The sequence below is a fragment of the Acinetobacter sp. genome (genome assembly GCF_041911495.1).
Lineage (GTDB): Bacteria > Pseudomonadota > Gammaproteobacteria > Pseudomonadales > Moraxellaceae > Acinetobacter.
In genome coordinates this window covers 1-25,858 of record NZ_JAYROT010000005.1, presented here as the reverse complement: position 1 = coordinate 25,858, position 25,858 = coordinate 1, and the positions used below count along the sequence as shown (strand labels likewise).

The 25,858-nt window shown below is 41.4% G+C and carries 23 protein-coding genes, 1 tRNA gene and 1 pseudogene; 9 read left to right on the top strand and 16 right to left on the bottom strand.

The annotated features are described in order from the left end of the window. Window positions 1-209: 209 nt before the first annotated feature. A complete protein-coding gene (locus ACE3PQ_RS00355) occupies window positions 210-788 on the bottom strand; it encodes a hypothetical protein (protein WP_374294144.1) in 579 nt (192 codons plus the stop codon). A gap of 218 nt (window positions 789-1,006) precedes the next feature. Here ACE3PQ_RS00355 and ACE3PQ_RS00350 point away from each other — a divergent pair, with 218 nt between their 5' ends. Next, complete coding sequence (locus tag ACE3PQ_RS00350) at window positions 1,007-2,026, top strand: type I glyceraldehyde-3-phosphate dehydrogenase (RefSeq protein ID WP_374294142.1); 1,020 nt, start codon at window positions 1,007-1,009, stop codon at window positions 2,024-2,026. 45 nt (window positions 2,027-2,071) lie between these two features. Here the strand turns inward: ACE3PQ_RS00350 and ACE3PQ_RS00345 are convergent, their stop codons facing one another. From ACE3PQ_RS00345 to ACE3PQ_RS00330, 4 genes are all read right to left on the bottom strand, one after another. Beyond that, complete coding sequence (locus ACE3PQ_RS00345; RefSeq protein WP_374294140.1) at window positions 2,072-2,806, bottom strand: peptidase; 735 nt, start codon at window positions 2,804-2,806, stop codon at window positions 2,072-2,074. Between the two features lie 44 nt (window positions 2,807-2,850). Next, window positions 2,851-3,630 carry a transglutaminase domain-containing protein gene (locus ACE3PQ_RS00340; protein ID WP_374294138.1) on the bottom strand — a complete coding sequence of 260 codons (780 nt, stop codon included), beginning with the start codon at window positions 3,628-3,630 and terminating at the stop codon, window positions 2,851-2,853. Continuing rightward, window positions 3,627-4,229 (bottom strand): alpha-E domain-containing protein, encoded by a 603-nt coding sequence (locus tag ACE3PQ_RS00335; protein ID WP_374294135.1) that lies wholly within the window; start codon window positions 4,227-4,229, stop codon window positions 3,627-3,629. Before ACE3PQ_RS00335 ends, ACE3PQ_RS00340 begins: the two co-directional genes overlap by 4 nt. Window positions 4,230-4,331: 102 nt before the next feature. Then, the gene (locus tag ACE3PQ_RS00330) at window positions 4,332-5,834 is read right to left on the bottom strand and encodes a circularly permuted type 2 ATP-grasp protein (protein WP_374294133.1); all 1,503 of its coding nucleotides are present in this window, start codon (window positions 5,832-5,834) and stop codon (window positions 4,332-4,334) included. Window positions 5,835-6,094: 260 nt separating this feature from the next. Here ACE3PQ_RS00330 and ACE3PQ_RS00325 point away from each other — a divergent pair, with 260 nt between their 5' ends. Both ACE3PQ_RS00325 and lon read left to right on the top strand, forming a co-directional pair. Further along, entirely contained in the window at window positions 6,095-7,123 is a 1,029-nt protein-coding gene (locus tag ACE3PQ_RS00325; RefSeq protein ID WP_374294131.1) for a helix-turn-helix transcriptional regulator, read from the top strand. Window positions 7,124-7,263: 140 nt separating this feature from the next. Then, complete coding sequence (lon, locus tag ACE3PQ_RS00320; RefSeq protein WP_374294129.1) at window positions 7,264-9,693, top strand: endopeptidase La; 2,430 nt, start codon at window positions 7,264-7,266, stop codon at window positions 9,691-9,693. Between the two features lie 269 nt (window positions 9,694-9,962). Here lon and ACE3PQ_RS00315 read toward each other — a convergent pair whose 3' ends face one another. From ACE3PQ_RS00315 to ACE3PQ_RS00300, 4 genes are all read right to left on the bottom strand, one after another. Further along, on the bottom strand, window positions 9,963-10,514 hold the full coding sequence (locus ACE3PQ_RS00315) for an SGNH/GDSL hydrolase family protein (protein ID WP_374294127.1): 552 nt from the start codon (window positions 10,512-10,514) through the stop codon (window positions 9,963-9,965). A gap of 7 nt (window positions 10,515-10,521) precedes the next feature. Next, the gene (locus ACE3PQ_RS00310; RefSeq protein ID WP_374294125.1) at window positions 10,522-11,079 is read right to left on the bottom strand and encodes a TetR/AcrR family transcriptional regulator; all 558 of its coding nucleotides are present in this window, start codon (window positions 11,077-11,079) and stop codon (window positions 10,522-10,524) included. Window positions 11,080-11,121: 42 nt separating this feature from the next. Beyond that, window positions 11,122-12,018: an alpha/beta fold hydrolase gene (locus tag ACE3PQ_RS00305; protein ID WP_374294122.1), complete on the bottom strand. Its 897-nt coding sequence runs from the start codon at window positions 12,016-12,018 to the stop codon at window positions 11,122-11,124. Window positions 12,019-12,097: 79 nt separating this feature from the next. Next, a complete protein-coding gene (locus ACE3PQ_RS00300; RefSeq protein WP_374294119.1) occupies window positions 12,098-12,898 on the bottom strand; it encodes a crotonase/enoyl-CoA hydratase family protein in 801 nt (266 codons plus the stop codon). 219 nt (window positions 12,899-13,117) lie between these two features. Between ACE3PQ_RS00300 and ACE3PQ_RS00295 the strand changes: the two genes are divergently transcribed. Beyond that, entirely contained in the window at window positions 13,118-14,419 is a 1,302-nt protein-coding gene (locus tag ACE3PQ_RS00295; RefSeq protein WP_374294117.1) for an OprD family outer membrane porin, read from the top strand. An 85-nt stretch (window positions 14,420-14,504) separates the two neighbouring features. On the opposite strand, the gene ACE3PQ_RS00290 is transcribed toward ACE3PQ_RS00295, so the two are convergent. From ACE3PQ_RS00290 to ppx, 5 genes are all read right to left on the bottom strand, one after another. Further along, window positions 14,505-15,095 (bottom strand): YggT family protein, encoded by a 591-nt coding sequence (locus ACE3PQ_RS00290; RefSeq protein ID WP_374294114.1) that lies wholly within the window; start codon window positions 15,093-15,095, stop codon window positions 14,505-14,507. A 36-nt stretch (window positions 15,096-15,131) separates the two neighbouring features. Continuing rightward, a complete protein-coding gene (gene proC / locus ACE3PQ_RS00285) occupies window positions 15,132-15,968 on the bottom strand; it encodes a pyrroline-5-carboxylate reductase (protein ID WP_374294112.1) in 837 nt (278 codons plus the stop codon). Window positions 15,969-16,027: 59 nt separating this feature from the next. After that, window positions 16,028-17,455 carry a tRNA lysidine(34) synthetase TilS gene (gene tilS / locus ACE3PQ_RS00280; protein ID WP_374294110.1) on the bottom strand — a complete coding sequence of 476 codons (1,428 nt, stop codon included), beginning with the start codon at window positions 17,453-17,455 and terminating at the stop codon, window positions 16,028-16,030. Further along, window positions 17,395-18,216: an acetyl-CoA carboxylase carboxyltransferase subunit alpha gene (locus tag ACE3PQ_RS00275; RefSeq protein WP_374294107.1), complete on the bottom strand. Its 822-nt coding sequence runs from the start codon at window positions 18,214-18,216 to the stop codon at window positions 17,395-17,397. Before ACE3PQ_RS00275 ends, tilS begins: the two co-directional genes overlap by 61 nt. A 105-nt stretch (window positions 18,217-18,321) precedes the next feature. Then, window positions 18,322-19,848 (bottom strand): exopolyphosphatase, encoded by a 1,527-nt coding sequence (gene ppx, locus ACE3PQ_RS00270; RefSeq protein WP_374294105.1) that lies wholly within the window; start codon window positions 19,846-19,848, stop codon window positions 18,322-18,324. 329 nt (window positions 19,849-20,177) lie between these two features. On the opposite strand from ppx, the gene trxA reads away from it, so the two are divergent. From trxA to ACE3PQ_RS00245, 5 genes and pseudogenes are all read left to right on the top strand, one after another. Further along, window positions 20,178-20,504, top strand: coding sequence for a thioredoxin (gene trxA / locus ACE3PQ_RS00265; RefSeq protein ID WP_374294104.1), 327 nt, complete (start codon window positions 20,178-20,180; stop codon window positions 20,502-20,504). Window positions 20,505-21,045: 541 nt separating this feature from the next. Beyond that, window positions 21,046-22,308 (top strand): transcription termination factor Rho, encoded by a 1,263-nt coding sequence (rho, locus tag ACE3PQ_RS00260; RefSeq protein WP_374294102.1) that lies wholly within the window; start codon window positions 21,046-21,048, stop codon window positions 22,306-22,308. Between the two features lie 401 nt (window positions 22,309-22,709). Continuing rightward, a pseudogene (locus tag ACE3PQ_RS00255) lies at window positions 22,710-22,976 on the top strand (hypothetical protein); the annotation flags it as partial. 424 nt (window positions 22,977-23,400) lie between these two features. Then, entirely contained in the window at window positions 23,401-24,588 is a 1,188-nt protein-coding gene (locus ACE3PQ_RS00250; protein ID WP_374294100.1) for an ammonium transporter, read from the top strand. A 149-nt stretch (window positions 24,589-24,737) separates the two neighbouring features. Then, window positions 24,738-24,814, top strand: a tRNA-Ile gene (locus ACE3PQ_RS00245). Window positions 24,815-24,965: 151 nt separating this feature from the next. Here ACE3PQ_RS00245 and ACE3PQ_RS00240 read toward each other — a convergent pair. Together ACE3PQ_RS00240 and ACE3PQ_RS00235 are read right to left on the bottom strand one after the other, a co-directional pair. Then, window positions 24,966-25,613, bottom strand: coding sequence for a hypothetical protein (locus ACE3PQ_RS00240; protein ID WP_374294097.1), 648 nt, complete (start codon window positions 25,611-25,613; stop codon window positions 24,966-24,968). A 143-nt stretch (window positions 25,614-25,756) separates the two neighbouring features. Next, a partial coding sequence (locus ACE3PQ_RS00235; protein ID WP_374294210.1) for an integrase core domain-containing protein occupies window positions 25,757-25,858 on the bottom strand: 102 nt, incomplete at its 5' end.

The window sequence follows — 25,858 nt, the reverse complement described above, 5'->3', positions numbered from 1 at the left end:
AAAAAATTAGTTCATCGACGATGCGAATTTCACACGAAGCATGAAAATACGTAGACGAAGGCATAAAAGCGCTAAATTATAACGAAGTTTTGGGTCAAGACCAATGTTTTTACATGAGTTCAACGATGTTTTGGGGATGATTGTTTGGTGGTGTATTTTTATGGGAAATGTAGAAGAACCAACTATTAGACAGCGTGGACTCTTGTTTGCTACTTAAAATAATTGAAAAACTGCTTAATATTAAAACCAAGTCCATTAAAATTTGGTTCAAGAATTAATGAGTCATAAAAAGCTCTACCAACCCCTGCTTTTAATTCTTTTGTCACTTTAAAATTTACTAAATCTTTTCCATTTTCAATATCTAAAAATATTTTTTCAATCAAAGATGCCACATCGGTAGTTGTTGTACAGACTTTCTTCAAAGGAATTAAAATAAGTTTCAGAGTTTGACTTGGGTCTGCATTTAACCCGTAAAACCTTTTAGGTCTAAATCCTCTATCTCTAAAATGAGAGGGGTGTGTATTTGTAATCAAGATTGCTGGCAAACAATCTTCTGCATCAACACCATTAATTCCATGCCACGAAAAAACTTCATCTTCAAAATGTCCAATTTCAGTTCCTTGAATAACTACTGCGCTATTTACAGCAGCTTTTTTAGCCATTAAGTCAAAGTTCTCTCTTAAAGTTTTGGATAGTGGTTCATGCCATCCATAATCAAGTAAATAAATGAAAAAATCTCTATTTTCTGTTTGAGGAACATTTTGTAAAGAGTGTACTTTTAACCCCATTTTTTATTCCTTGAACGAAAGCTATTTGGAAGCCACATAACTTCAAATTATGTTAAATAACATATGTACACAATTTTTTGTGTACGCCAAGCAACAAGATACAACAAAAACCCTTATCTCAAAAGATTCATTTCCCACATTTCTAAGTTTTGCTTTAACATAGCACTTCTCTTTTGTGTCGCCTGATTTTAGTTTCAGCTTTTTATTTGAGGTATTCCATGCAACGTATCGCCATCAATGGTTTTGGTCGTATCGGTCGAAATGTGCTACGTGCATGGTTTGAGCATGCGCAAGGCTATGATTTTCAGATCGTGGCGATCAATGATATTGCCGATGCAGAAACGCTACTGCACTTGTTGAAATACGACACCACGCACGGACGTTTTGCAGGACAAGTAGAGCTTGTTGAAGACAATGCTCAACGCATTTTAAAAGTATCTACTGCACAGAAGTCTTTAGAGATTCAACTATTACAATGCGCCGATCCTATCCAGTTAAATTGGAAAGATTTAGCGATTGATGTGGTACTGGAGTGTACAGGATTGTTTCGCTCACGAGCTGATGCAGGGAAACACATTCAAGCAGGTACAAAACGTGTGATTATTGGTGCTGCACCATTTGATAGCGTCGATGCAGCGGTGGTCTACGGTGTCAATCATCAAGACATCAAAGCTACCGATCAAATCATTTCCAGCGTGTCTTGTACTACGCAAGCCCTCGTGCCGTTGGTGAAGATCATGGACGATGCTTTTGGTATTGATACCGCATTGATGACAGAGATTCATGCAGTGACTGCCGATCAGTCGGTACTTGATCACGCCCATCGTGATCTGCGCCGTGCTAGAGCATCAGGGCAAAATATCATACCGACGACGTCCAGTGCGCTTGGTGCACTCAAGCAAGTCATGCCACATATGGAACATCGTATTGATGGCTATTCGATCCGTGTACCGACCATTAATGTCGCTGCGATTGATTTAACTTTTGTGGCGAAAAGCAAGCTAGATACTCAAGCTGTAAATCAAACTTTGATGGACGCTTCAAAAACACAATTTCATGAGATCATGCAAACTACCGACGAATATCTTGTGTCGAGTGATTTTAATCATTCGCCTTATTCTCTAATTGTCGATCTTACCCAAACGATGGTAGTTGGTCGTCAGGTCAAAGTCTTTGCGTGGTATGACAATGAGTGGGGATATGCAAACCGCTTATTAGACCTTTGTGCTGTGCTTTAAAGGGAAGCTCTAAAAGCACATTTTAAAAGTGATTAAGCCACAAAATCAGTCAAAATAATCTGTCGTCGGCGGTGCAATATTTTGCAAACCTTGTTTAAGAATATCTGACCATTCTTTGCGTATCTCGTGGAAATACTCATCATTTTCTGTCACTCGTTTGCCCTTTGGAAGTTTTAAGCTATTTGCAGGGTAAACCATAACATCGAGTGGCATACCAACTGATACATTCGATCGAATCGTGGAATCAAAAGAAATCAGCGAACAACGCAAAGCTTGATCTAAAGGCGTATAGTGGCTGAGCGCACGATCCATGATTGGTTTGCCATATTTGATTTCACCAATTTGGAAATACGGCGTATCCAAAGTCGCACGGATAAAGTTGCCCTGCGGATAAATATTGTAGAGCTCCATCTCCTGCCCTGCGATCTGCCCACCGAGCAAAATACTACAGCCATACATTGCTTCTTGTTCTGGACTTTCAGATACGTTTTTGAGCACACGACGTAAGCTTGCGCCGATCAATTCTGCGGCTTCAAACATACTGCCAACCGTATTGAGATTTGGTTCGATTTGCGCTGCGATCTGATGTTGCAGTCGTGTCACAACAGACTGCGTGGTAGCAAGATTCCCTGCGGTTTGCACCACCATAAAACGCTCACCTTCAATCCCAAAACGAAATAGCTTGGTAAATGAAGAAATATGGTCAACCCCCGCATTGGTGCGAGTATCACTGATAAAAACCAAGCCTTCCTTGAGAAGCAGTGCAACGCAGTAGGTCATTTCACATCAATTCCTAATTCAAAAATTTACTCAGTCAAAGCGAATCAACACGCCAAGACTTGAACAAAGGTTTCCATACTTTCTTCCGCACCTTGCTCACGTACACCACGTATCGGCGCAACATCGGCATAATCACGCCCGACCGCAAGCTGTACATGACACTGTGGCGTGAACAATTGATTACTCACATCATAACAATGCCAATAGCCATCAATATACACTTCCGCCCACGCATGGCTTGCAAGATGTTGACCTTGCTCGACAAACAGATAGCCTGAAACATAGCGTGCAGGATAGCCCAAATAACGTGCCATAGCGACAAAAACTTGTGCATGATCTTGGCAAACACCTCGCCCTTGTTCAAAGGCTTCCGATGCCGTCGTTTCTACCGAAGTCTGCCCTGCGGTGTACGGTATTTTGTCGAGTAAAGCTTCAGCAAGATCAATCAAATGCGCATTTTTTGTATCGACGCTGTGCATATGGGCAAATTGGATCATCTCAGGGCTACACTGCGTTTGCTTAGTCGTCTGCATATAGATCAATGGATTGATTCGATCATCTTTGGCATATTTCGCATTTGGGTCAATCTCAACCATGCCCTGCGCCATGATCATCAATTGTTGATATTCAAATCGCTGTGAACAGGTTAACCATTGGTTGCCAAAGCCATCAAGTTGTTGGATTTTTTCACCGGGTACGCTGATCCCCCAATGCAGAATTTTTTGGTGATCGGTATCTTGCGGAATCATGCGCAAATATTGCATGGCACTTTTTACAGGCGTTTCGTAGCTATATAAAGTTTGATGGTTGATTAACAGTTTCATTCACACACCTCAAACTTGGCACTAATATCATCATTAATGTTGTACAAACTACTCATGCTTTGATCTTGTAGGAATGCCGACCACGTTCGTTCACATGACCCCCAACAATTGTCATCGAGTATCGATAGTATAGACGCAATCTTTTCCGTTTGATTTTCGCTTACTTGCTCTAGGCGGCATTGCTGATCTAAAACTTCCATCTCACGACCTAAGCTATAGAACAAAAAAACTTGTTCTTCTTCTGCCTCAAGCACTTCTGCACATGCGCCAATCACAGCACAAACCGACTCGGACTGATTATCTTTGAGTTTGGTCAATTGATTCAGCTCGGAATAGGCATGTGGTGTCAACACTGCACGAAGTTGCTGGATATTGTTTTGCACATTGTAAAACTGCGTCGAAATAGAAAATGGCTGTTCAGGGTCGAGATAGATCGCATTCAAGCTATTTGCATCCCATGCAGGTAGGCAAAATGCGTTTGCAAATTTCACCGCTTCTTGATCATTTTCGAATGGGAGCATCTGACAGGCAAATTGTATCCGTGACAAATAGCGTCCCAACCAATAAATACTTTGTGCAGCTGAACTGAGTAATAACATGTTATTTCTCCTGATCTTTACGATGCTTTTATCTAAGCTTAATATCTATGTATGCTTAATACCGTAGCTTTATATCTATAAAGATGATTTAAAGTTAAAGTTTTAAATATCAATCACCCACGTATCTTTAATACCACCGCCTTGCGAGGAGTTCACAACCAATGAGCCTTCTTTTAACGCCACACGTGTCAAACCACCTGCGACGATACGCATCTCTTGCGGAGAGCTGAGTACAAATGGACGCAGATCAATATGACGATCAACAAAACCTTGCTCACCCATGATCGGTGAAACTGACAAGGATAAAGTCGGCTGTGCAATATACAGATGCGGACGGAATTTCAACTTTTGACGGAACTCTTCGATCTGCTCTGCTTCAGCTTGAGGACCAATCAACATACCGTAGCCACCTGAGCCTTGCGCTTCTTTGACCACCAATTTTTCAAGATTGGCGAGTACATAGTCCAACTCATCCGCCTTACGACATTGATACGTCGGCACATTTTTTAAAATCGGTTGCTCGTTGAGATAGTAGCGAATCATGTCATCAACATAGGGATAGATCGACTTATCATCGGCAACACCTGTACCCGGTGCATTGGCGATCACCACAGTGCGGTTACGATAGGCAGACATCAGCCCTGCTACGCCAAGTACGCTATCTGCTCGGAATGCCAACGGATCAAGGAAATCATCATCTAAACGACGATAGATCACATCGACCTGCTTACGCCCTTTCACCGACTTTAGAAAGACTTTGCCATTTTCCACAAACAAATCTTTCGCACCAACTAACGGCACATCCATCTCACGTGCTAAGAACGCATGTTCATAGAACGCACTGTTAAAATGTCCTGGAGTCAGCACCACGATCAACGGATGATCCACATCGGTACTTTCAAGCAAAGTCTGCTTGAGCAATTGCGGATAATGTTCGATACCTTGCAAGCGATATTGACTGCAAATCTCAGGCATCAGCTTTTCACTAATTTTGCGACTTTCGAGCATGTAAGACACACCAGACGGTGTACGCAAATTATCTTCTAGGACAAAGAAATCGCCGACATCATCACGGATAATATCCACACCACTAATATGCGAATAAATCTGTCCTTTCACCTCAAAGTTCAGCATCCACGGCTGATACGCTTCATGTTGTAGCACTTGCTCAGCAGGAATAATGCCTTCTTTTAAAATTTCCTGACCGTGATAAATATCATGTAAAAACGCATTCAAAGCTTTGACACGTTGCTTACAACCATCAGACACAATGTCCCACTGCTTCTTGGCAATAATTCGTGGTACAAGGTCTAGCGGAATGGTTCGCTCCGTACCCTGCGCATCGTTATAGACAGTAAAAGTAATGCCTTGATAGACAAAATGTTCTTTCGCTTGCTGATTCAGCGATTCAATTTCTGCCAAAGATTTATTGGCGAGCCATTGTTGGATTTGCGCAAATTCTTCACGAATTGAGCCGTCGCTATGACGCATTTCATTGAAAAATTGACAGCGATTTTCACCGATAGAATTGGTCTGATTCTCATCTGCTTGCTGTACAGTGTTGGGCGATGCTGTGGTCACGGATTTTTCCATCGTATCGAGCATATTCACCCCCTTCTTGGTTCATGGCTTTACTAATTGCCTGTTATATTCAATTAAGCAAATTGAATGCCATATTCATCACGCAAGTATTAAATCAAGCTAACAAATTAGCATATCTAATCAATGATTTTGAAAATTGAAAATCAATCACCAATATTTTTTACATGAAGTTTCAATGAGATAAATTGTTACATTGACCTTAGAGAAGCTTTTATGCACAATCTCAATCATCTGCATGAATTGATATAAAACAGACACAGCGCATGACGACTCCATCGAAAAATAGCAAAGTTGAACACCTCAAAACAGAAAAAGAAACAGGGAACAGTCTACATCGCCAATGGCAGATTTTATCTCGCCTACCCAATGGCAAATGGATTGGTACACGTGAGCTACAAGAACAACTGCAACGTGAAGGCATCGACATTAGCCTGCGTACTATTCAACGTGATTTAAATCAAATCGCCGAGCGCTTCCCGATTGAAAATAATGGTGCAACACCGCAAGGTTGGCGTTGGAAATCCGATGCACCAATTCAGAGCATTCCACATATGAATAGCTCGCAAGCTGTGACCTTTATGATGGTTGAGGAACACCTCAAACACTTATTACCACCAAGTCTATTGGCTGAGATTAATCCGTGGTTTGATTTGGCTCGAAAAAGCCTGTCTTCGCACCAAAACAATGTACGTCAATGGATCAATCGTGTACGGATCATTCCTGCGACACAGCCACTCATTCCACCTTTAGTTGATCGCAAAGCACAAACAGCCGTCTACGAGGCTTTACTACAAGATCGCCAACTGGAATGTATCTATGTGAAGCGCAATGTACAAAAAGAAGAAAAGACCTATGTATTGAATCCGCTCGCTCTAGTTCAACGTGGTGCAATTATTTATCTGGTCTGTACACGTCAAGATAAATCTGATGTACAAACTTTTGCCCTACATCGTTTTAAATCAGCGACAGTTTTGGATAGTCGAGCGTTGCACCCTGTTGGCTTTGATATTGATCAATTTATTGATAAAGGTACGCTTGGCTTCCGTGTCAAACTTGAGCTACCAACTGAAGAAGTCCAACTCAAACTTCACATGCACCAATACGATGCCATGACCTTTATGGAGTCAAAATTATCTAAAGATCAACAAATCACCGACCTTGAAGATGACATGAAGTGCATTAGTGCAACCGTACCATTTAACCTACAACTGGTATGGTGGCTACGTGGTTTCGGGCAAAAAATCACGCATATTGAACCGCAAGAAGTCGCTGATTTGGTTTGGGAAAAATAGTGTTTGCACATACAAACTGTTTAAATTACAAGCAAAGCAAACATTTCATTTAAAATTTCAAACAATACCCCTTGTATTTTTTTAAAAATGCTTCACTAATGAATTATGACAAAATAATTTGTCACTCATTAGGAGTGCATATGACTGATATCGTTAAAGACCAAGTGATCGTTGAGGAACAAGAGATTCCTGCAACTTTACCCTTACTCGCATTGCGTGATGTTGTGGTTTATCCACACATGCAGATTGCGCTATTTGTTGGTCGTGAAAAATCAATTAATGCGGTTGAAATCGCTCGCAATAGTGACAATTCGGTGTTTGTAGTTGCTCAGAAAGACTCGCTCACCGAAGACATAGACCATAACAACCTGTACCAATACGGTACGGTGGCGCGCATCGTGCAAGTGGTCAATCATGAAAATGATGACAATTGCATCAAAGTGTTGATCGAAGGCTTACATCGCTCAAAATTGGAAACCATCATCGAAGGTGACGAGTATCTACAAGCTGAGCATGCACTTAGCCCGATGCATAATCCGCTCAATGAAGAAACGCAAACAACACGTTTGCAAGAGCTGAATGCACTATTTGCACAATATGCAGAAGCAAAATTGCGTAATGCCCGTGAGCTCATCAGTGCGGCTGAAAAGATCACTGATCTTGCACAGCTCATGTTTTTCGTGGCGACTCGTGTCCCGCTGAGCATTGAAGTCAAACAAAAATTCTTGGAAATTGATGACTTTGAAGCGCATCTACAAGAATTGATGACCTATTTGCTTCAACAGTCGGAAGAGCAAGAGATCGAACAAGGTCTACATGACAGCGTCAAACGTCAGATGGAAAAAAATCAACGTGAATACTTCCTCAATGAAAAGATGAAGGTCATTCAACGTGAGCTGTCTGACATGAACGGTGGCGGTGAAGATGATGTTGCCGAGATCGAAAAGCGTCTTGCCGAAGCAGACTTGCCTGAGCATGTACGTAAAAAAGCTGAAAGCGAATTCCGTAAACTCAAAGGCATGCAACCTGCTTCTAGTGAATCTGCTGTAGTGCGCAACTATCTGGAAGTGATCCTTGATACACCGTGGAACACAGCCAGTAAAGTCAGCATCAATTTGAATAAAGCACAGCAAATTCTCGATGAGGATCATTATGGCTTGGATGATGTCAAAGATCGTATTGTGGAATATCTTGCAGTCCAGTCACGTGTGAAAAAATTACGTGGTCCAATCCTTTGCTTAGTTGGTCCTCCAGGTGTTGGTAAAACTTCACTCGGTGAATCGATTGCCAAAGCGACTGGTCGTGAGTTCATCCGTATGGCGCTTGGTGGTGTACGTGATGAAGCGGAAATCCGTGGTCACCGTCGTACCTATATCGGTGCGATGCCAGGTAAAATTGTGCAATCCTTAAATAAAGTCGGCGTAAAGAATCCACTATTCTTACTCGATGAAATTGATAAGATGGCACAGGACTACCGTGGCGACCCTGCTTCTGCATTGCTTGAGGTGCTCGATCCATCACAGAACAGCAAATTTAATGACCATTATCTTGATTTGGACTTAGATTTGTCAGAAGTGATGTTCATCTGTACAGCCAATAGCATGAACATTCCTGAAGCGCTACTCGACCGTATGGAAGTGATCCGCTTGCCGGGTTATACCGAGGAAGAGAAAGTCAATATCGCAGATCGTTATCTTATCCCAAAAGCAATCAAAGACAATGGTTTACGTGCAAAAGAACTGTCTGTACACGAAGAAGCGATTCGTGACATTGTGCGTCACTATACCCGTGAAGCAGGTGTGCGTAGTCTAGAGCGTGAAGTATCAAAGATCGCCCGTAAAGTCGTGAAGCAAGCCGTGGCGAACAAAACTAAAAACTTGCAGATCGAAGTGACCCAAGAGAACTTGCCTGAGTACTTAGGCGTACATAAGTTCGATTACGGTATCGCAGAAACAGAAGCGCAGATCGGACGTGTCAATGGTTTGGCGTGGACTTCGGTCGGTGGAGAGCTATTAACCATCGAAGTAGCTGCGGTGAAAGGTAAAGGCAAATTCATCACGACTGGTTCACTCGGTGATGTGATGAAAGAGTCGATTACTGCTGCGATGACCGTGGTGCGTACTCGTGCTGATGAGCTGGGCATCGAATCTTCTCGCTTTGAGGAAACCGATGTGCATGTGCATTTGCCTGAGGGTGCGACACCGAAAGATGGGCCTTCGGCGGGTCTTGCATTGACCACAGCATTGGTATCTGCGTTTACTGGGATTCCAATCCGTGCTGACATTGCAATGACAGGCGAAACCTCACTTCGTGGTAATGCCCTACGCATCGGCGGTCTGAAAGAGAAACTTCTTGCAGCGCATCGTGGTGGTATCAAGCAAGTGTTTATCCCTGAGGATAATGTCCGTGACTTAAAAGAAGTCCCAGACAATGTAAAAGCAGGTTTAGACATCAAAGCGGTGAAAAGCATTGATGACATCTTGCCATTGGCATTGACTGAGAAACCGAAGCCACTACCGAAAACACCGATCGTCAAAGCGGTTGATGAAGGTAAAGCCGCACGTCATTAAGCTGATGTGAGGCAAAAATAGATAAACCCTACGCTACGGCGTGGGGTTTACTTTTTGAGGAAATAAATTATAAAAATGGCATGTCTAAGGCACTTTACCTAAGCAACGTCATTTTCACCCACTAATTTCTCAAGCATAAAAGTCGCTAATCTTTCACCTTGTAATTGATAAAGTAAGACACTCGGATGAAAACCGTCAGCGGAAATGTAGTCAGCGTGAAAATCAAAATCCATATCCACAAATTGATAGGCTGAACTTCCAACAGACAGTTAAGATAAATACTGATTCATTTTCTGTGATTTATTCGATAAATAAGTGCGAAATGAATTTGGTAAATGACTCAACTTTTGAAACGGTGGCACGGCATTGATAAATATTTTTTGTGGACAAAAACTTATCTGCAAATAAGTCATTAACTCTGTAATTTGCTTTACCCAATCAGGCAATTTCGTCCGCTGTAAAATATCATTCGTTCCTAAAGAAATCACAATAAAATCAAAAGACTGCTTTGGAATTTCTTTTACTTTTTCAAATATTTGCTTCGTCGCGAAACCTGTGAATGCACAGACTTGATACTGCACAGTGAATTGCTCTGATAATCTTTCTGCAATCACACCCACACTACTTTGAGAAATCTCATCGCAACCCACACCAAGCGCAGATGAATCGCCAACAACGAGGATACGGACTATTTTTTCACTCGATCCAATGTGAACAATTCGCTCCCCCTTGGGATCATCCAATTTTTTCATTTTAAAATAGAATAAACCCGCTTGCATCCAAACGAATGGGTAGCTCAACTTTTCATAGATAAAGCGCATAACCTATTCACCCAATGATGGCTTTGATCCGCCTTTCCACCTGCTCTATATAAAAAGTATCTTCGGTAAAGCGATACATCAAAATCGCCCCCTCATAGTCCGCAACACTCTGCTTGGCAAGTCGTCGTGCTTCCACCTCATCATACTTTTCCGCAAACAGAGGATACATGGCATTTTCCCAATCTTGAAAAAAATCACGAATCAACGGCTTGGCTTCCGTTAAAGTGTGTAAAGACTCAATGGAAATAATCGCCATCAGACAGCCAATTTCACCATTGGAAAAATACTGCACCGCTTTGCTGTGCATGGTGGCGAAGCGATCTGCAACACTCAGGCTTTGATCATTCGCAATGGGATTTAAATAGCCAATCAACTGCTGATGAATCTCTTGCAAAATATCCATCAACAACTGCTCTTTATTATTGTAGTAATAATAAAATGCACCTTTCGTCAGCCCACAAGACGTTGCCAACATCTGCATACTGGTGCCTGCATAGCCATGTTGCTTAAACTGCTTGGCACAGTGGTTGATGATTTCGCTACGACTCAGTTTATTTGGACGCATGATTTTTCTGTCCTAATTGCATCATCTTAAATAGTTTTCAAATTACAAATACTGCTGAAACTGACCAATCACATGATCCCAAATCTGCTCAGCGCCTTGACGAAAATAACCCATATGTCCAATCTGCTTTAAGCCGAATTGTTGCGGTGTAATATCATCATTGGTCAACTGTGCATTTTTATAATGCACATGCAAAGCATCACGTGAGATCGGCATCGCCCATTCATCATCGATCGAAGTCACAGCGATGATTGGCGTGGTCACTTTGGCATATTGCGCATGCAGATATTGCATATCAGGATCGTCAAAGAAATAGTTTGGGTATTTGCACCACTGCTTCCACTGCTGATAAACACCTAAGGGCAAATCCGCACCCATCTTCAGCTTGCTCCACGGCACATAGCCATAGCGTAGCGCCATCGCAGGAAAGACCACATTCCAAATGATCGACACTTTAAAGGCTTCAACTTTAGGCATATAACCTTTCCAACCCACGCCACTACCAAAGGTCATACACGCCGTGAGTTTCTGCGAATTATTCACCAAACCGAGCGCCTGCCCGCCATATGAATGTCCGATGAGAAAAGTCTTAACGCCATCTTTTTCGCTGTCTTTGGCAACCTGATCAATCACACCTGACAAGTCCAACTGTCCCCAGTCGAGATAATCCATCTCAAAGCCTTTTAAATTTTTCGGTGCAGACTGCGCAATACCACGATAATCAAAGGTAAACACTTGAAAACCTCGTTCCGCCATATACAGCGCAAAGCGACGATAAAACGCCTGTGGCACACCTGTCGCATTGGCGATAATCATGTTCGCAATAATCTGCGATTTTGGACGATAACGAACGCCCGACAACGCATAATTGTCTAAGGCTTGAAAGGTCAACGACTGTTGGTCTACTGCTTGTAGGGAGAATTGTGTTTGCGCATTCATCGTATTTCTCTAGATAAAAGGAAATGGTTTTGACAAAATTTAAAATCATGAAATTTGAAAATGAATAAATAGAAAACGACTATTTACCCTGAAACTTTGGTGGGCGTTTTTGCATCATTGCCATCACACCTTCCATTGCATCTTGCGAAGCAAACAATGCAGGTAGATAACTATTCATTCGATCAAAGGCGTATTGCTGTCCATGCAGTTGCGCTTCGGTCGCTGCTGCAATGAGCGCTTTGACCGCAAGCGGTGCAGCAGCACTGATCTCTTGTGCCATCTCAATCGCAAGTTCAAGTTGCTCACCATCTTTGACAATTTCAGAAATTAGATTGAGATCTAGTGCAGTTTGACTATCAAACTTTTTACCAGTCAATAAATATGGCATGGCTTTTTGCCAACCCGCAGCCTGTACAAAGCGCACCGTCGCTCCCCCAAACGGCATGATGCCACGCTGTACTTCCATTTGCGCAAACTCAGTCTGTTCACTGGCAATGACCACATCGGCATTGAGCATCAACTCTATGCCTGCGGTATAGCAATAACCATGCACCGCGACGACCATCGGCTTAGTACGTTGTTTCCCTTTGATTCCCCACGGATTGATGGTTTCTGCGTCAAAATTGAACACACCATCTTTAATTTTTGGCTGCAGCTCCATCAGGTCTAGCCCAGCAGTGAAATGCTTACCATGTGCAAAGATCACTACACAGCGCAAATTGTCATCGGCTTCATAGGCGGTTAACTCTTCGGCTAAGGCATGAATCAGATGACTATCAAAGGCATTGTACTTTTCGGCACGATCAAGTCCGAGCAATAAAATATGATCGTGGATAATTTCACGGCTCACTTTGCCTTGATGATTTTGTTCTGCACTCATTGTACTCTTCCAATATTTTAAATTGATAACTATATTTTTAAACGATCGTTTAGTAACTGTCAAATAATTCTTATGATTTATTGTCGCTGGCTGATGTTACAAAATATTATACTTTAGTCAAAAACTGCTAAATTTATAACCAATAGGAATGAATCAGTTTATTTTTTTTTATAAATTTGTTGTACAATCCGCCTCTTTGTATTTTTAAGGCTTCACCCGATGCAACCGAAAAAAATTGCCCTGTTGCTCCTCATTCAATCTGCAATGATCAGCAGCGCTTTCGCTAGCGAACAATCTGAGTCAAAAGGTTTTGTTGAAGATGCGGATGGCTCTGTCTTATTCCGTACTGGCTTTATCCACCGAGATAAGAAAAGTGGTCCAAAAGATGAAAGCTCATATGCACAAACTGCAATTGTGAATTTGGACTCAGGCTACACCAAAGGCATCGTTGGATTCGGTGTGGGCGCTGTAGGCGATTTTTCTGTTGGACTTGGTGACAATAACAATTCTGGCAACAACATGGTGCCACGTAACGATCAAGGTGAACCCTACGATCACTGGTTACGTGGTGGCGGTTTTGTGAAAGCACGCATTTCAAATACAGATGTGCGTTATGGTACACAAGTTTTAGATTTGCCTGTTTTGGCAAGTAACACAGCACGTCTAGTCCCTGAGTATTTCACAGGGACATTGATCAACAGTCGTGAAATTGACAATGTCGAATTGATCGCTGGTAAGTTCACCAAAAACCAATTTTCAGATCAAATCTCTACCGATGAAAACGAACTCGATCGTGCAACGGTTTGGGGCGTGAAATATCAACTGAATGATCAAACTAAATTGGCGTATTACGGTGTGGATAACAAAGATCGTTTAGAACGCCATTATGCCAATGCTAATTATACTTACCCCGTTGCGAAAGGTACGTGGACATTCGACTTCAGTGGTTATCACACCGATTGGGATCAAGAAGCGAATGCTGCATTATATTCAGAGCGTGGCAATCCTGATGATGACTATCAAAACTCGATTTGGGGTGTTTCGACGAGCTATAACACTGGTCCACACAACATTATGTTGGCTTACCAACAAAATACAGGTAATGTCGGCTATGATTATAATCGTGGTAAAGGTATGGCTGACGGTGGTCAAACCATCTACGTACCAAACTCGTATTTGTCAGACTTTATCGGTAATGATGAAAAATCAGTACATCTGCAATACAACTACAACTTTGCCAACTTCGGCTTAAAAGGTCTGAACTGGACAAATGCAGCTGTATATGGTTGGGACATTGATGTTGCAGACGGTTTAGATCGCACTCAACTGGTCAGTGATAACTCTGAAGAATACGAATTCTTTAGCCAAGTGAAATACACTGTACAAAGTGGTTTTGCCAAAGATGCAAGTTTACGTGTTCGTCACTCTTACTACCGTGCAGATGACGAATATGACGCAACTTACATTGGTAACACCAATGAATGGCGTTTATTCTTGGACATTCCTGTGAATCTGTTCTAAGTAACTACATTCAAAACATAAAAAAACCGACGCCTTATTAAGCGTCGGTTTTTTATTGCTGAGTAAATATCTATAAAATAGAAATTTAATGAAAACCACCAATCACTGCAAAAGACACACTGGTCATTACAATATCAATAATAATCAATGCCAAGATCGCCAATAAAGGAGATAAATCAATCATTCCCATATTCGGCATGACCTTACGAAATGGCGCAAACAATGGCTCTGCAAGCTCTTGAATAGCTTCGGTAAACGGTCCACTCTTTTGAGTAAACATCACCACCCAACTCATAATGATCGCAGCAAAAATCAAATAACGACAAAAACTCACCACACCATCGGTCACAGCCATTAACGTACCAAGTAACAAACTATCTGCACCTGATGCAAGATTTTTGTAATGCACCTCAAAGATCGTAATCCCTAAGCCCATATTGCTGAGCACAGATACTTTCACCAAGTACAAAATGATCAGTAATATAAGCGCTGCTAAGTTAATTCGACCTTTCGCAGGCTTTGGAAGTGAGCGATTCAACACATCAACAAACTTAGTCGCCTTGATCGTAGACTGCACCACAGGATTAAAGAAGTTAATCCCTGCAAGTTGCATCAAGAAACGTAAGAACACCAATAAAATCACTACATTGAGCAAGACGTTAAGCAATAGCGCCAAAGTATTTCTCTCAAAATATTAAAAAATCGCCCTAATTTATTTGGTATTGAGCTTTTCTGCAAGCTCTTCGGCCAAAGTTGCACTACGTTTTTCCGCTGCGGCAAGTGCCGCTTGGATATGCTGACTCACCTGATGGTGATCAAAAGTTTCTATCGCTGCTTGCGTCGTACCATTTGGCGAGGTGACATTACGACGAAGTTGTGCAGGCGTATTTTCACTGGTGATCGCCATTTGCGCCGCACCGAGTGCCGTTTGCAAGGTCAATGCCGAAGCCGTTTTCTCATCTAGCCCTAGATTTCTCCCTGCTTGAATCATCGCTTCCATCATATAGAAGAAATATGCAGGACCCGAACCTGATACCGCTGTCACCGCATCAATCTTTTTCTCACTATCCACCCAAATCGTTAAACCTGTCGCTGCCATGATCTGCGATGCAACATCACGATCCGCTTGACCAATATAATCAGGTGCATACAAACCATGTGCCCCACTCTGTACCAATGCAGGCGTATTCGGCATCACACGGATGATTCGATCATAACCACCAAGTAGAGATTTAAATATGCCAATCGTTGCACCAGCAGCGATAGAAATCACCAATTGATTGGTCATCAAATCTGCCAAAGGCGTCAATACATCAGCAAGCATCTGAGGCTTCACCGCAACAACAACGACATCTGCATTGGCGATCGCTTCGGCATTATTGTCCGTGACATTGATATCTTGCTGACGCAAAACCTCTTGAATCTCAGACACAGGATCAGACACCGTAATGCGTGTTGCAGGCAGACCTCGTGCGATCATTCCACTGATCAACGCCTGCGCCATATTGCCACCACCAATAAACGTAATATTCTGATCCATTGTTAGCATTGACCTCGATGCTTTAAATTTTAAATAAATATTCAAATTGTCAGTTGCTCTGTTACGCACTATTCATCAGGTGAAAATTCACCCTCAAGCATTGGCAACCACCCATTTGGTTCGACAAACCCACTGTCTGCCAACCAAAATCCCAACGGTGTAAACACACCCAACGGCGTATTATGGTACATCAATATTTGAATTTGATGACGAAACCACGGTGCGATTTTGGCTTCTTGTAACATTTTCTTTAATAATCGGTGATCTTTTCGTCCATATCGTCGAATTTTTTCACCACCTTTCCGTGGTTTCAACATTAAAGTCTGATTCAATAAATCAAAATTAAGTCCAATGCGCTCACCCTGAACACGATCTATTTGGAAATTATGCCCTACCGATGTAATGACATTGTTCAAAGAGATTTGAATTTCAAATGGATCAATTGACTGCTGTAAGCTTTGCCACGCTGCTGTTGTATAACGATACAACGCATTTTCATAACGCAGAAAATAAGCTTGCGACCAATGCAACATGCTACTGGCATCTTGCCGTGCATCAATCACCTCATCATTTAATCGCTCGACCATCGCCAACGGTGGACGGTAGTTTTCATCAGCTTGCATCCAAGCCGATAAAAGTTGTCGCTGACGTGGCTTAGATAATGTTTTTAAATTGCAAATATTTAAACGCCCCGCATCATCGACACAGTATTGAATATCTTGAGCTAAAACTTCCTGCAAAATTTGATCTGCATCTTGCATCAAGATTGCAGTTCTCGACAAACTATCCTGCGCATGAGGAATACGATGTTCAATCAGTGGCAAGAGTTGATTGCGATACCAAACTCGATCAAACTCATCATCAAGATTCATTGGATCATTGACATATTCAAAACCCAACTGCGAAGCCCATTGCTGAATCTGTTTTTTTGACAATGATAAAAGCGGTCGCCAAATAAAATATTTTTTAAAATCAGATAAATTTGAGTTTTTAATGGTTCGAGCTTGCCATTCCTGCATTACAGACAAACCTCGCACCCCTGCACCTTGAAATAAGCGCATTAGCAAAGTTTCGGCTTGATCTTGTTGATGATGTCCGAGGATTAGTACATCATTTTCTTGTAGTTCATTTTCAAAAGCTTGATAACGTGCTTTACGTGCTTCCGCTTCAAGATTGCCGTCTGCCACATCGACTGGGATGACTTTGCAGGGTACAGCCAGTTTTTCACAGTGCTGTACAACCAAGTTTGACCATTTTGCACTATCGGCTTGAAGCTGATGGTCAATAGAGATGACTTTGAATCGACAATGATTCAATTGTTCTGCAGTCAAATCAGCAAATAAATAAAGCAGTAGCATGGAATCCATACCACCGCTACATGCGAGAACAATTGAAGTGTCTTGAGAAGTTTGATCGGGTGTTTGCGTTTGAGCGATTAAACGCTGGCGAAATTGTTGCTGCCAAACTTCATCAAACGTTTGTAGCGTGCTTCGCATCGTTCATCTGCATCCATTTGCATTAATCGGTCGAGTTGGATTTTAAGTTGTTCTTGTAGTGCGTGCATCACTTTGATTGGATTGAGATGCGCACCCTCACCCTCATCAATCACCGTTTCAACAATACCAAGCTGATGCAACCGATCTGCGGTCAATGCCAACGCTTGACTGGCTTGCTCTGCTTTCTCCGCAGTTTTCCACAGAATCGAGGCACAGCCTTCAGGTGAAATCACCGAATAAATGCTGTGTGAAAGCATTGTCAAATGATCGGCAACACCAATCGCAAGCGCACCACCTGAGCCACCTTCACCAAGCACAGTGGCAATCACAGGGACTTTTAACGCAGAGAGTTGTGCAAGATTTTTTGCGATCGCCTCAGCTTGCCCACGTTCCTCTGCACCAACACCGGGATAAGCGCCCATTGTGTCAATAAAGGTAAAAACGGGTAAGTTAAAGCGTTCAGCCATTTCAAAAAGGCGTTGTGACTTGCGATAACCTTCAGGATTACACATACCGAAGTTGTGTTGCAAACGCTCACGAGTGCTACGTCCACGATGCTGACCAACCACAATCACAGGCTGACCGTAGAAACGTGCAATTCCACCCACCAAAGCACCATCATCACCGAAGACACGATCACCATGTAAAGTATCAAAATCGGTGAATATCTCACTGGCATAGTCCAAAAACTGTGGGCGTTCTGCATGGCGTGCGATCTGCACAGTTTGCCATGTTGGAGATATTTTTGCCTTGCTGTTCATGCGATGCACTCTTTCCTTCGGTTATATCTCTAAGTCGATTTTAGACATATTAAATTGAATCATCATTTGAATAATTTAAAACCTTACTCAAACTAGTTTACCATTTTAAACTTCTTCAATATCTTGATCGGAGTCAATGAGCAACTCAATATGCCAATGTTTAAACTGGGCTTGCTCATCTTGCAACTCTGCGATCAATAAAGGCCATTGTTTCACATCACCAGAAATCGTCAATTGCCAAGTCTGCTCATTTTTCACCTTTAAATGAAAGGCAGGCAAATCCGCATCACTGCGACTATGATTGAGCAAAACTGCCAAGCGAAGCAATAAACATAGATATGCCAAACGCTCAGAACCGACCTTTTTTACATCATGCAAGGCATCTTGACGTAGCTTACGACGATGATGCGAAACGAGGTGGGACAAATGATTTTGGTCGATTTGTGAAAAGCCGGGAATATCCGAATGCTGTAGTAGATATGCGCCATGACGATGATAGCCACCATGACTAATCGCCAAGCCAATCTCATGCAAATAGGCTGCACGACGTAGTAGATCACCATCTTCCACTGATAAATCTAAAACCTCTGCTGATTGATCGAAGAGTTGTTGCGCTGTTTTTACCACACGTTCTGCTTGCTTTTGATCTGCGCCATAGCGACCCATCATCGCCTGTACACTGCGATCACGAATATCCTCATGACGGAAGCGTCCAAGCAAATCGTACATCACACCTTCACGCAATGCGCCGTCTGAAAATGCCAATTTTTCAATTTTCAAGACATCAAACACAGCATACAAAATCGCCAATCCAGCTGGCAAAACCTGACGTCGATCATCTCGTAAGCCATCAAAATCAATTTTTGAGACATGATCAACTTTTAATAATTTATCTTTGAGCTTATGCAAACCTTCACGAGTGACATTGTCTTGCTCATCGCTCAGATTCATATTGACCATGATCTGACGACACGCTTTGATCGTACCGCTAGAGCCGACAACAGTGTCCCAACCTGTTTTCATGTAGGTATTGGCGATTGCACTGAGCTCTTTACGTGCAGCAACGACTGCTTTATCAAATGCTTTTTGACTAATATCACCATCAGGAAAATACGCTTTAGTATAAGCCACACAGCCCATTTGCAATGATTCAGTATTCAAAGGCTCAAACTTTTCACCAATAATAAACTCAGTCGAACCACCACCAATATCAATCACCAAACGACGCCCGCCATTTGCCATGGTATGTGACACGCCAAGATATATCAGCCGTGCTTCTTCACGCCCGGCAATGATCTCGATTGGTTTGGGTAAGATTTCCGCTGCTTTTTGCATAAATTCGTCGCCATTCTCAGCTTGACGAAGTGCGTTGGTCGCAACAATACGCATGCGATTGCGAGGGACTGCGCTTAAACGCCCTACAAACCGTGAAAGACAAGCCAAACCACGCTGTTGCGCAGCCTCACTCAAATAATTATTCTCATCCAACCCTGCTGCAAGTTGCACTTTCTCTGACATTGATGCAACTTTTTTCACTTCGCCGTGATCAACACGTGCTATTGCCAAGTGAAAACTATTTGACCCCATATCAATTGCAGCAAGCAATTCATCATCAATCAAAAAATCTGACATTCTCAAAAAAGATCCCGAAATCTCACCTCCATAGCCTAATCGACAACGCATCTTTTTAAAAGAATAATTGTCGAAAAATATCGCCAATACCGCCTGAAATTTGACGTATCAAACTCCATAAAAAGCAAGATTAGATAGAAATATCGCCAATTACGATGATCAGCATTAAAACTATCTATGACTGATTCGGCTGAAAAACTTGAAAAAAAATCGAATGCCATCATAATTCCCTTAAGCCAAGTTGCATCACTGCCCATCTTGATCAATAACATCCGATCAAAAAAGTAGGTGCACTTGATATCGAATCAAATGAATAACTGGAGTCATCCATGTCAGACAAAATTATTAATACATCTGATGAGCAATTTAAATCAGACGTTTTAGACAGCGACACCCCTGTACTTGTAGACTTTTGGGCAGCATGGTGTGCGCCATGTAAAGCCATTGCACCAGTACTTGAAGATTTGGCTGGCGAATATGATGGCAAACTCAAAATTGCTAAGGTCGATGTAACTACTGCAGAAGATACTGCAGTGAAATACAACATCCGTAATATCCCAGCTCTTTTGATTTTCAAAAATGGTGAAGTGGTTGCACAACAAGTTGGTGCAGCACCAAAATCAAAATTGGTTGAATTTATCAATAGCAACATCTAAATCTAGCAACATCTAAATCTAAAGTATTCATTCGAGAGCATGCTCTTTGAATTAACAACTAAGATTTAGCGGTCATAAGATTTAGCAGCTAAGTTAGATATACGTCAGCAAAATACAGATGGTAAGAAAATTGCGATTTTCTTACCATTTTTCTTAAAGCTTAAAACGTACAAATGATGATGATCTAAAATTTTTCCTACACAGTAGACAGAACTATTTTAGAGGAGTTATCAAAAATCATGCTGTAAAAGCATGGATTCTGTGAGATTTTCAATTGACAAAGCAATTAGACTCTCTTATAGTTCTATATCAATTAAGTCACCTCCAATTCATGACATTTGTCAGGTGATTTGATGAACAATAAGATCGCCGCTCGGCTTATCAAATCTAGCTTTTAGCCTCAATAATTATTTTGAATGCATCTGTGCAGGTATTTTGCTATTCGCAATACAGCATCTTTGCAAAGCGACGTGCGAACTTATCATCCCCGCTTTTTCTATCTTATTTTTTTATCGCAGCCTAAAGCACTGAATATCCTCGTATGAACTTAACTGAACTAAAGAAAAAACCAATCGGCGAATTGATCAAAATTGCTGAATTTATGGGCCTTGAAGGTATGGCTCGTAATCGCAAACAAGACATCATTTTTGCGATATTAAAACGTCACGCCATGAACGGCGAAGAAATTTTTGGTGATGGTGTTTTAGAAATTTTATCTGATGGTTTCGGCTTTTTGCGCTCTGCAGCAGGTTCTTATCTTGCAGGCCCTGATGACATCTATATCAGCCCATCACAGATTCGTCGCTTTAACTTACGTACAGGCGACACCATTACGGGCACGATTCGCCCACCTAAAGAAAGCGAACGCTACTTTGCACTATTAAAAGTGAATCAAATCAACTTTGATACACCTGAAAATTCACGCAATAAAATCCTATTTGAAAACTTAACGCCACTTTTCCCAACCGAGCAATTGGTCATGGAGTTGGGTAATGGTTCGACTGAAGATTTGACTGCACGTGTGGTTGACTTGATCGCACCGATTGGTAAAGGACAGCGTTCTATCATCGTTGCACCACCAAAAGCGGGTAAAACCATGTTGCTACAAAACATCGCACAGTCGATTGTTCGCAACAACCCTGAAGTTTTCCTGATCGTACTTCTCATTGACGAACGTCCTGAGGAAGTCACCGAAATGGAACGTACTGTTCGTGGTGAAGTTATCGCGTCAACATTTGATGAAGCGCCTGCACGTCACGTACAAGTTGCAGAGATGGTGATTGAAAAAGCCAAACGTCTTGTTGAACACAAAAAAGATGTGGTGATCTTACTCGACTCGATCACTCGTCTAGCTCGTGCCTACAACACAGTGATTCCATCTTCAGGTAAAGTCTTAACTGGTGGTGTGGATGCACATGCACTCGAACGTCCAAAACGCTTCTTCGGTGCAGCACGTAATATTGAAGAAGGTGGCTCACTCACCATTATCTCGACTGCATTGATCGAAACAGGCAGTAAGATGGATGATGTTATCTACGAAGAATTCAAAGGTACAGGTAACCAAGAAGTTATCTTAGATCGTCGTATCTCAGAAAAACGCGTCTTCCCTGCCATGAACATCAAGAAATCTGGTACTCGCCGTGAAGAACGCCTCATGGATGAAGATAAACTACGTAAAGTTTGGATTTTACGTAAATTACTTCACCCAATGGATGAGCTTGCTGCAATGGAATTCTTACTAGATCGCATGAAAGAAGCAAAAACTAATGATGATTTCTTCGATCAAATGAAACGTAAGCAATAATTTCGCTCAATTCAGCTTAATTTAAACGTCAAATTTCACAAAAATTGGCGTTTTTTTATACAATTTATTTTTGGTTGACAAACATTACACTTTTTTACACTCAATTACTCCAATTATTTGAGCAAATCCTATTTTTTTAACGTTTAAATTTATTTTATATATATCAATAAAATACACAAAAATCATAATGCTGTAAATTTGTCATAATTGCCAAATCTACTTAATTTCGCATTCTCAATTTGTTTTTTTCATCAACTGCTACAATTTTCCCAGTAGAAAATAAATTTGCATGGTGATAGCATAACAACCAAGCTGAATGACTTGTTAGCAAAACGTCCAATGCGAGGGATAGTTAACAAATTGTTCTTAACTTTAATCTCAACTTTATAGAGAGAGATGCCATGTTATTCAAAAATATCGCTATTGCAACTGCTATCGCTGCTTCTTTAACTTTCGTTGGTTGTGCTAAGAAAGCTGACGAAGCTGCTGCTGACGCTAACGCTGCTGCTGCTGACGCTAACGCTGCTGCAACTGAAGCTGAAGCTGCTGCTGACGCTGCTGCTGCTACTACTGAAGGCGCTGACGCTGCTGTAGATCAAGCTACTGACGCTGCTGCTGCTGCTTCTGACGCTGCTGTTGATGCTGCTGACGCTGCTACTGATGCTGCTGCTGTTGCTACTGACGCTGCTGCTGAAGCTGTTGCTACTGACGCTCCTGCTGAAAAAGCTGCTCAGTAATCAGTTTACTGATCAAGTGAAAAGGAGAGCCATTGGCTCTCTTTTTTATTGTATGTAATTTATATTTTAAAAATCATTTTTCATTTCATCGTCAATTTCTTTTTTTTGCGTGCTTTGATCTTTGCATGTTTTCTTCTTTGTAGACTCCCCACCTCAAGACAACAACTATTTTGGTGCAATTTCAAAAATATTCCTATTATTATAAAAAGTTGGTGCGTTTTTTGCTTTATTTTAGCTCACATAATGCATGTTTATAGATTGGGCTCTATTCACATGATACTTTTTAACCAATTTGGTGCAGATTAAAACTTATTCCGTTATAGAGTTTATTTTTTGCACCATAGTTGAGCAAAATATGCAAAATGTAGATCTTTTCTTCTTACTCATGGGTGCTGTATTGGTCTTAGCCATGCATGCTGGATTTGCCTTTTTAGAACTTGGAACGGTTCGCCATAAAAATCAGGTCAATGCGCTCAGTAAAATCCTAACAGACTTCGCTATTTCGTCGATTGCTTATCTTTTTGTTGGCTACTATATCGCTTATGGGTTGCACTTTTTCCATACAGCGACAGCGCTTACCGAAGATCATGGTTTCAATTTGATGCGCTGTTTCTTCTTACTAACCTTCGCTGCTGCAATCCCTGCGATTGTTTCAGGCGGTATCGCTGAACGTGCAAAAATGCGTTCTCAAGCGATCGCGACTTTGCTACTCGTTGCGCTCGTTTATCCATTCTTTGAAGGGATTGTATGGAACGGTAACTTTGGTCTACAAGATTGGTTAACGCAAAACTTTGGTGCAAGCTTCCATGATTTTGCGGGTTCAATCGTTGTGCATGCAATGGGTGGTTGGATTGCATTTATTGCAGTGATCCTGCTTGGTGCACGTTCTGGACGTTATAAAAAAGACGGGCGGATTGCTGCTCATCCACCATCGTCTATTCCTTTTCTTGCCTTAGGTTCTTGGATTTTGATCGTTGGTTGGTTTGGCTTCAACGTGATGAGTGCGCAACGTGTCGAAGCAATCTCAGGCTTGGTTGCGATCAACTCATTGATGGCGATGGTCGGTGGTACGCTAAGTGCAAACTTTGTTGGACGAAATGACCCTGGTTTCTTGCACAATGGCCCTTTAGCAGGCTTAGTTGCAATCTGCGCAGGCTCTGATGTGGTGCACCCTGTTGGGGCTTTAATCATTGGTATTATTGCAGGTGCGATATTCGTTAAACTGTTCACATATACACAAAACAAGCTCAAAGTAGATGATGTGCTTGGTGTGTGGCCTCTACATGGTGTCTGTGGTTTATTCGGTGGACTTGCCGTGGGTATTTTGGGACAGGAATACTTTGGCGGACTTGGTGGCGTAAGTATGATGTCACAGCTCATTGGTTCAACACTTGCGGTTGTCTTTGCTTTGGCTGGTGGCTTTATCGTATATGGCGGTCTAAAACTCATCATGGGTTTACGCCTTTCTGAAGAAGAGGAATTCCGTGGTGCAGATTTATCCGTGCATAAGATTTCCGCAAACTTCGAAGATGCAATGTTCTAATTGATTCGCATCAACATTTGCTTGATTTAACTTTAAGCGAATGCATGCTGTGGCGCTTGTCTTTTAGATTTAACTTGTTTAAGATGAGCGCCGATTCAATGCGTAAAATTCTTATAAAATGAACGAAAACGTGTTTTGAATTTTATCTAGGGCCTATAGCTCAGTTGGTTAGAGCAGCGGACTCATAATCCGTTGGTCGACAGTTCAAGTCTGTCTGGGCCCACCAAATAAATCAACCACTTAGTTGCACCAATCCTAGGTGTTTTTTTAATTTTTGATTTTTAGTAAGCATATAGTAAGCAGAATAAATCAACTTAAATCGCAAACATCTATTAAAGAACTTGGTTTCAACTAAAGTCACTAGTAATGTAGACCTATTATGAATTTAATTTTCCCTCATAAGTAGTCTTTAGCTCAACTAAAGCATCCATCAACTCCTCTATTTTAGAAATGTTTTTTTTAATATTTCTAATTTCTTTATCTTCGCTAGATTGATCATTATAAAAACGACTCAGTAAATTCTCATACGAGTCTAATGTCTCAAACTCCTTAATGAGATTAGCAATTTCTTGGTTATCAGTTTCAGTGATAGCATAGCCTTTGAGGATACAATCTCTTATCAAGAAGCGTGATGCTTTATCGAGCTCTAACGCATAACTGTACCAATAGTCAGGATTACTTTGATCTGAAGTACTTTCTGCATTTATAAAATCAATTAACCCTGAGTAGAAAACATCATCATTATCTAAATTCAATTTCTTTAATGTTGAAATTAAAGACTTTGTATTTTTGAAACTACTCTGAGAATGGGACTGTTGATGTCGAAAATCCCATAACTTGAAAATAGTATCTTTTATTTCTAAAGCTACTATATGCTTTTCTTCTGGAGAAGTGGGTAGATTATATCGTTCAAATAATTCTGCTAAATAATGAAGCAACCATTGAGATAATGTATCGGTTTTATCCTCTAACTTAAATTCTTCTACAAGTCTTTTCCCTAGTCCGATCAGATTTTCAGTAGACATACATATCTCCATTCTTTTTCATTAAATAAATTCTTTTACTGCTTGGTAAATACTCATCCAGTCTCTTTGAATCTTGTTTTGATTGATAACTACCATATTTATATGGTAATCCTCCCATAAATAACCGAAGTTAAAAGTAGAGGTTAAGCAGCCATTAGAGGTGGCTTTCCTTTGTTAGCTTGATGTGGTCTTTCATGGTTGTAATGCCACAACCAGTTTGTTGCATAATCTTGTACTTCATCCAA

Excerpts from the sequence above, each read along its gene's own strand:
- ACE3PQ_RS00355 (WP_374294144.1), bottom strand. The coding sequence starts at position 788 with ATGGGGTTAAAAGTACACTCTTTACAAAATGTTCCTCAAACAGAAAAT.
- ACE3PQ_RS00350 (WP_374294142.1), top strand. The coding sequence starts at position 1,007 with ATGCAACGTATCGCCATCAATGGTTTTGGTCGTATCGGTCGAAATGTG.
- ACE3PQ_RS00345 (WP_374294140.1), bottom strand. The coding sequence starts at position 2,806 with ATGACCTACTGCGTTGCACTGCTTCTCAAGGAAGGCTTGGTTTTTATC.
- ACE3PQ_RS00340 (WP_374294138.1), bottom strand. The coding sequence starts at position 3,630 with ATGAAACTGTTAATCAACCATCAAACTTTATATAGCTACGAAACGCCT.
- ACE3PQ_RS00335 (WP_374294135.1), bottom strand. The coding sequence starts at position 4,229 with ATGTTATTACTCAGTTCAGCTGCACAAAGTATTTATTGGTTGGGACGC.
- ACE3PQ_RS00330 (WP_374294133.1), bottom strand. The coding sequence starts at position 5,834 with ATGCTCGATACGATGGAAAAATCCGTGACCACAGCATCGCCCAACACT.
- ACE3PQ_RS00325 (WP_374294131.1), top strand. The coding sequence starts at position 6,095 with ATGACGACTCCATCGAAAAATAGCAAAGTTGAACACCTCAAAACAGAA.
- lon (WP_374294129.1), top strand. The coding sequence starts at position 7,264 with ATGACTGATATCGTTAAAGACCAAGTGATCGTTGAGGAACAAGAGATT.
- ACE3PQ_RS00315 (WP_374294127.1), bottom strand. The coding sequence starts at position 10,514 with ATGCGCTTTATCTATGAAAAGTTGAGCTACCCATTCGTTTGGATGCAA.
- ACE3PQ_RS00310 (WP_374294125.1), bottom strand. The coding sequence starts at position 11,079 with ATGCGTCCAAATAAACTGAGTCGTAGCGAAATCATCAACCACTGTGCC.
- ACE3PQ_RS00305 (WP_374294122.1), bottom strand. The coding sequence starts at position 12,018 with ATGAATGCGCAAACACAATTCTCCCTACAAGCAGTAGACCAACAGTCG.
- ACE3PQ_RS00300 (WP_374294119.1), bottom strand. The coding sequence starts at position 12,898 with ATGAGTGCAGAACAAAATCATCAAGGCAAAGTGAGCCGTGAAATTATC.
- ACE3PQ_RS00295 (WP_374294117.1), top strand. The coding sequence starts at position 13,118 with ATGCAACCGAAAAAAATTGCCCTGTTGCTCCTCATTCAATCTGCAATG.
- proC (WP_374294112.1), bottom strand. The coding sequence starts at position 15,968 with ATGCTAACAATGGATCAGAATATTACGTTTATTGGTGGTGGCAATATG.
- tilS (WP_374294110.1), bottom strand. The coding sequence starts at position 17,455 with ATGCGAAGCACGCTACAAACGTTTGATGAAGTTTGGCAGCAACAATTT.
- ACE3PQ_RS00275 (WP_374294107.1), bottom strand. The coding sequence starts at position 18,216 with ATGAACAGCAAGGCAAAAATATCTCCAACATGGCAAACTGTGCAGATC.
- ppx (WP_374294105.1), bottom strand. The coding sequence starts at position 19,848 with ATGTCAGATTTTTTGATTGATGATGAATTGCTTGCTGCAATTGATATG.
- trxA (WP_374294104.1), top strand. The coding sequence starts at position 20,178 with ATGTCAGACAAAATTATTAATACATCTGATGAGCAATTTAAATCAGAC.
- rho (WP_374294102.1), top strand. The coding sequence starts at position 21,046 with ATGAACTTAACTGAACTAAAGAAAAAACCAATCGGCGAATTGATCAAA.
- ACE3PQ_RS00250 (WP_374294100.1), top strand. The coding sequence starts at position 23,401 with ATGCAAAATGTAGATCTTTTCTTCTTACTCATGGGTGCTGTATTGGTC.
- ACE3PQ_RS00240 (WP_374294097.1), bottom strand. The coding sequence starts at position 25,613 with ATGTCTACTGAAAATCTGATCGGACTAGGGAAAAGACTTGTAGAAGAA.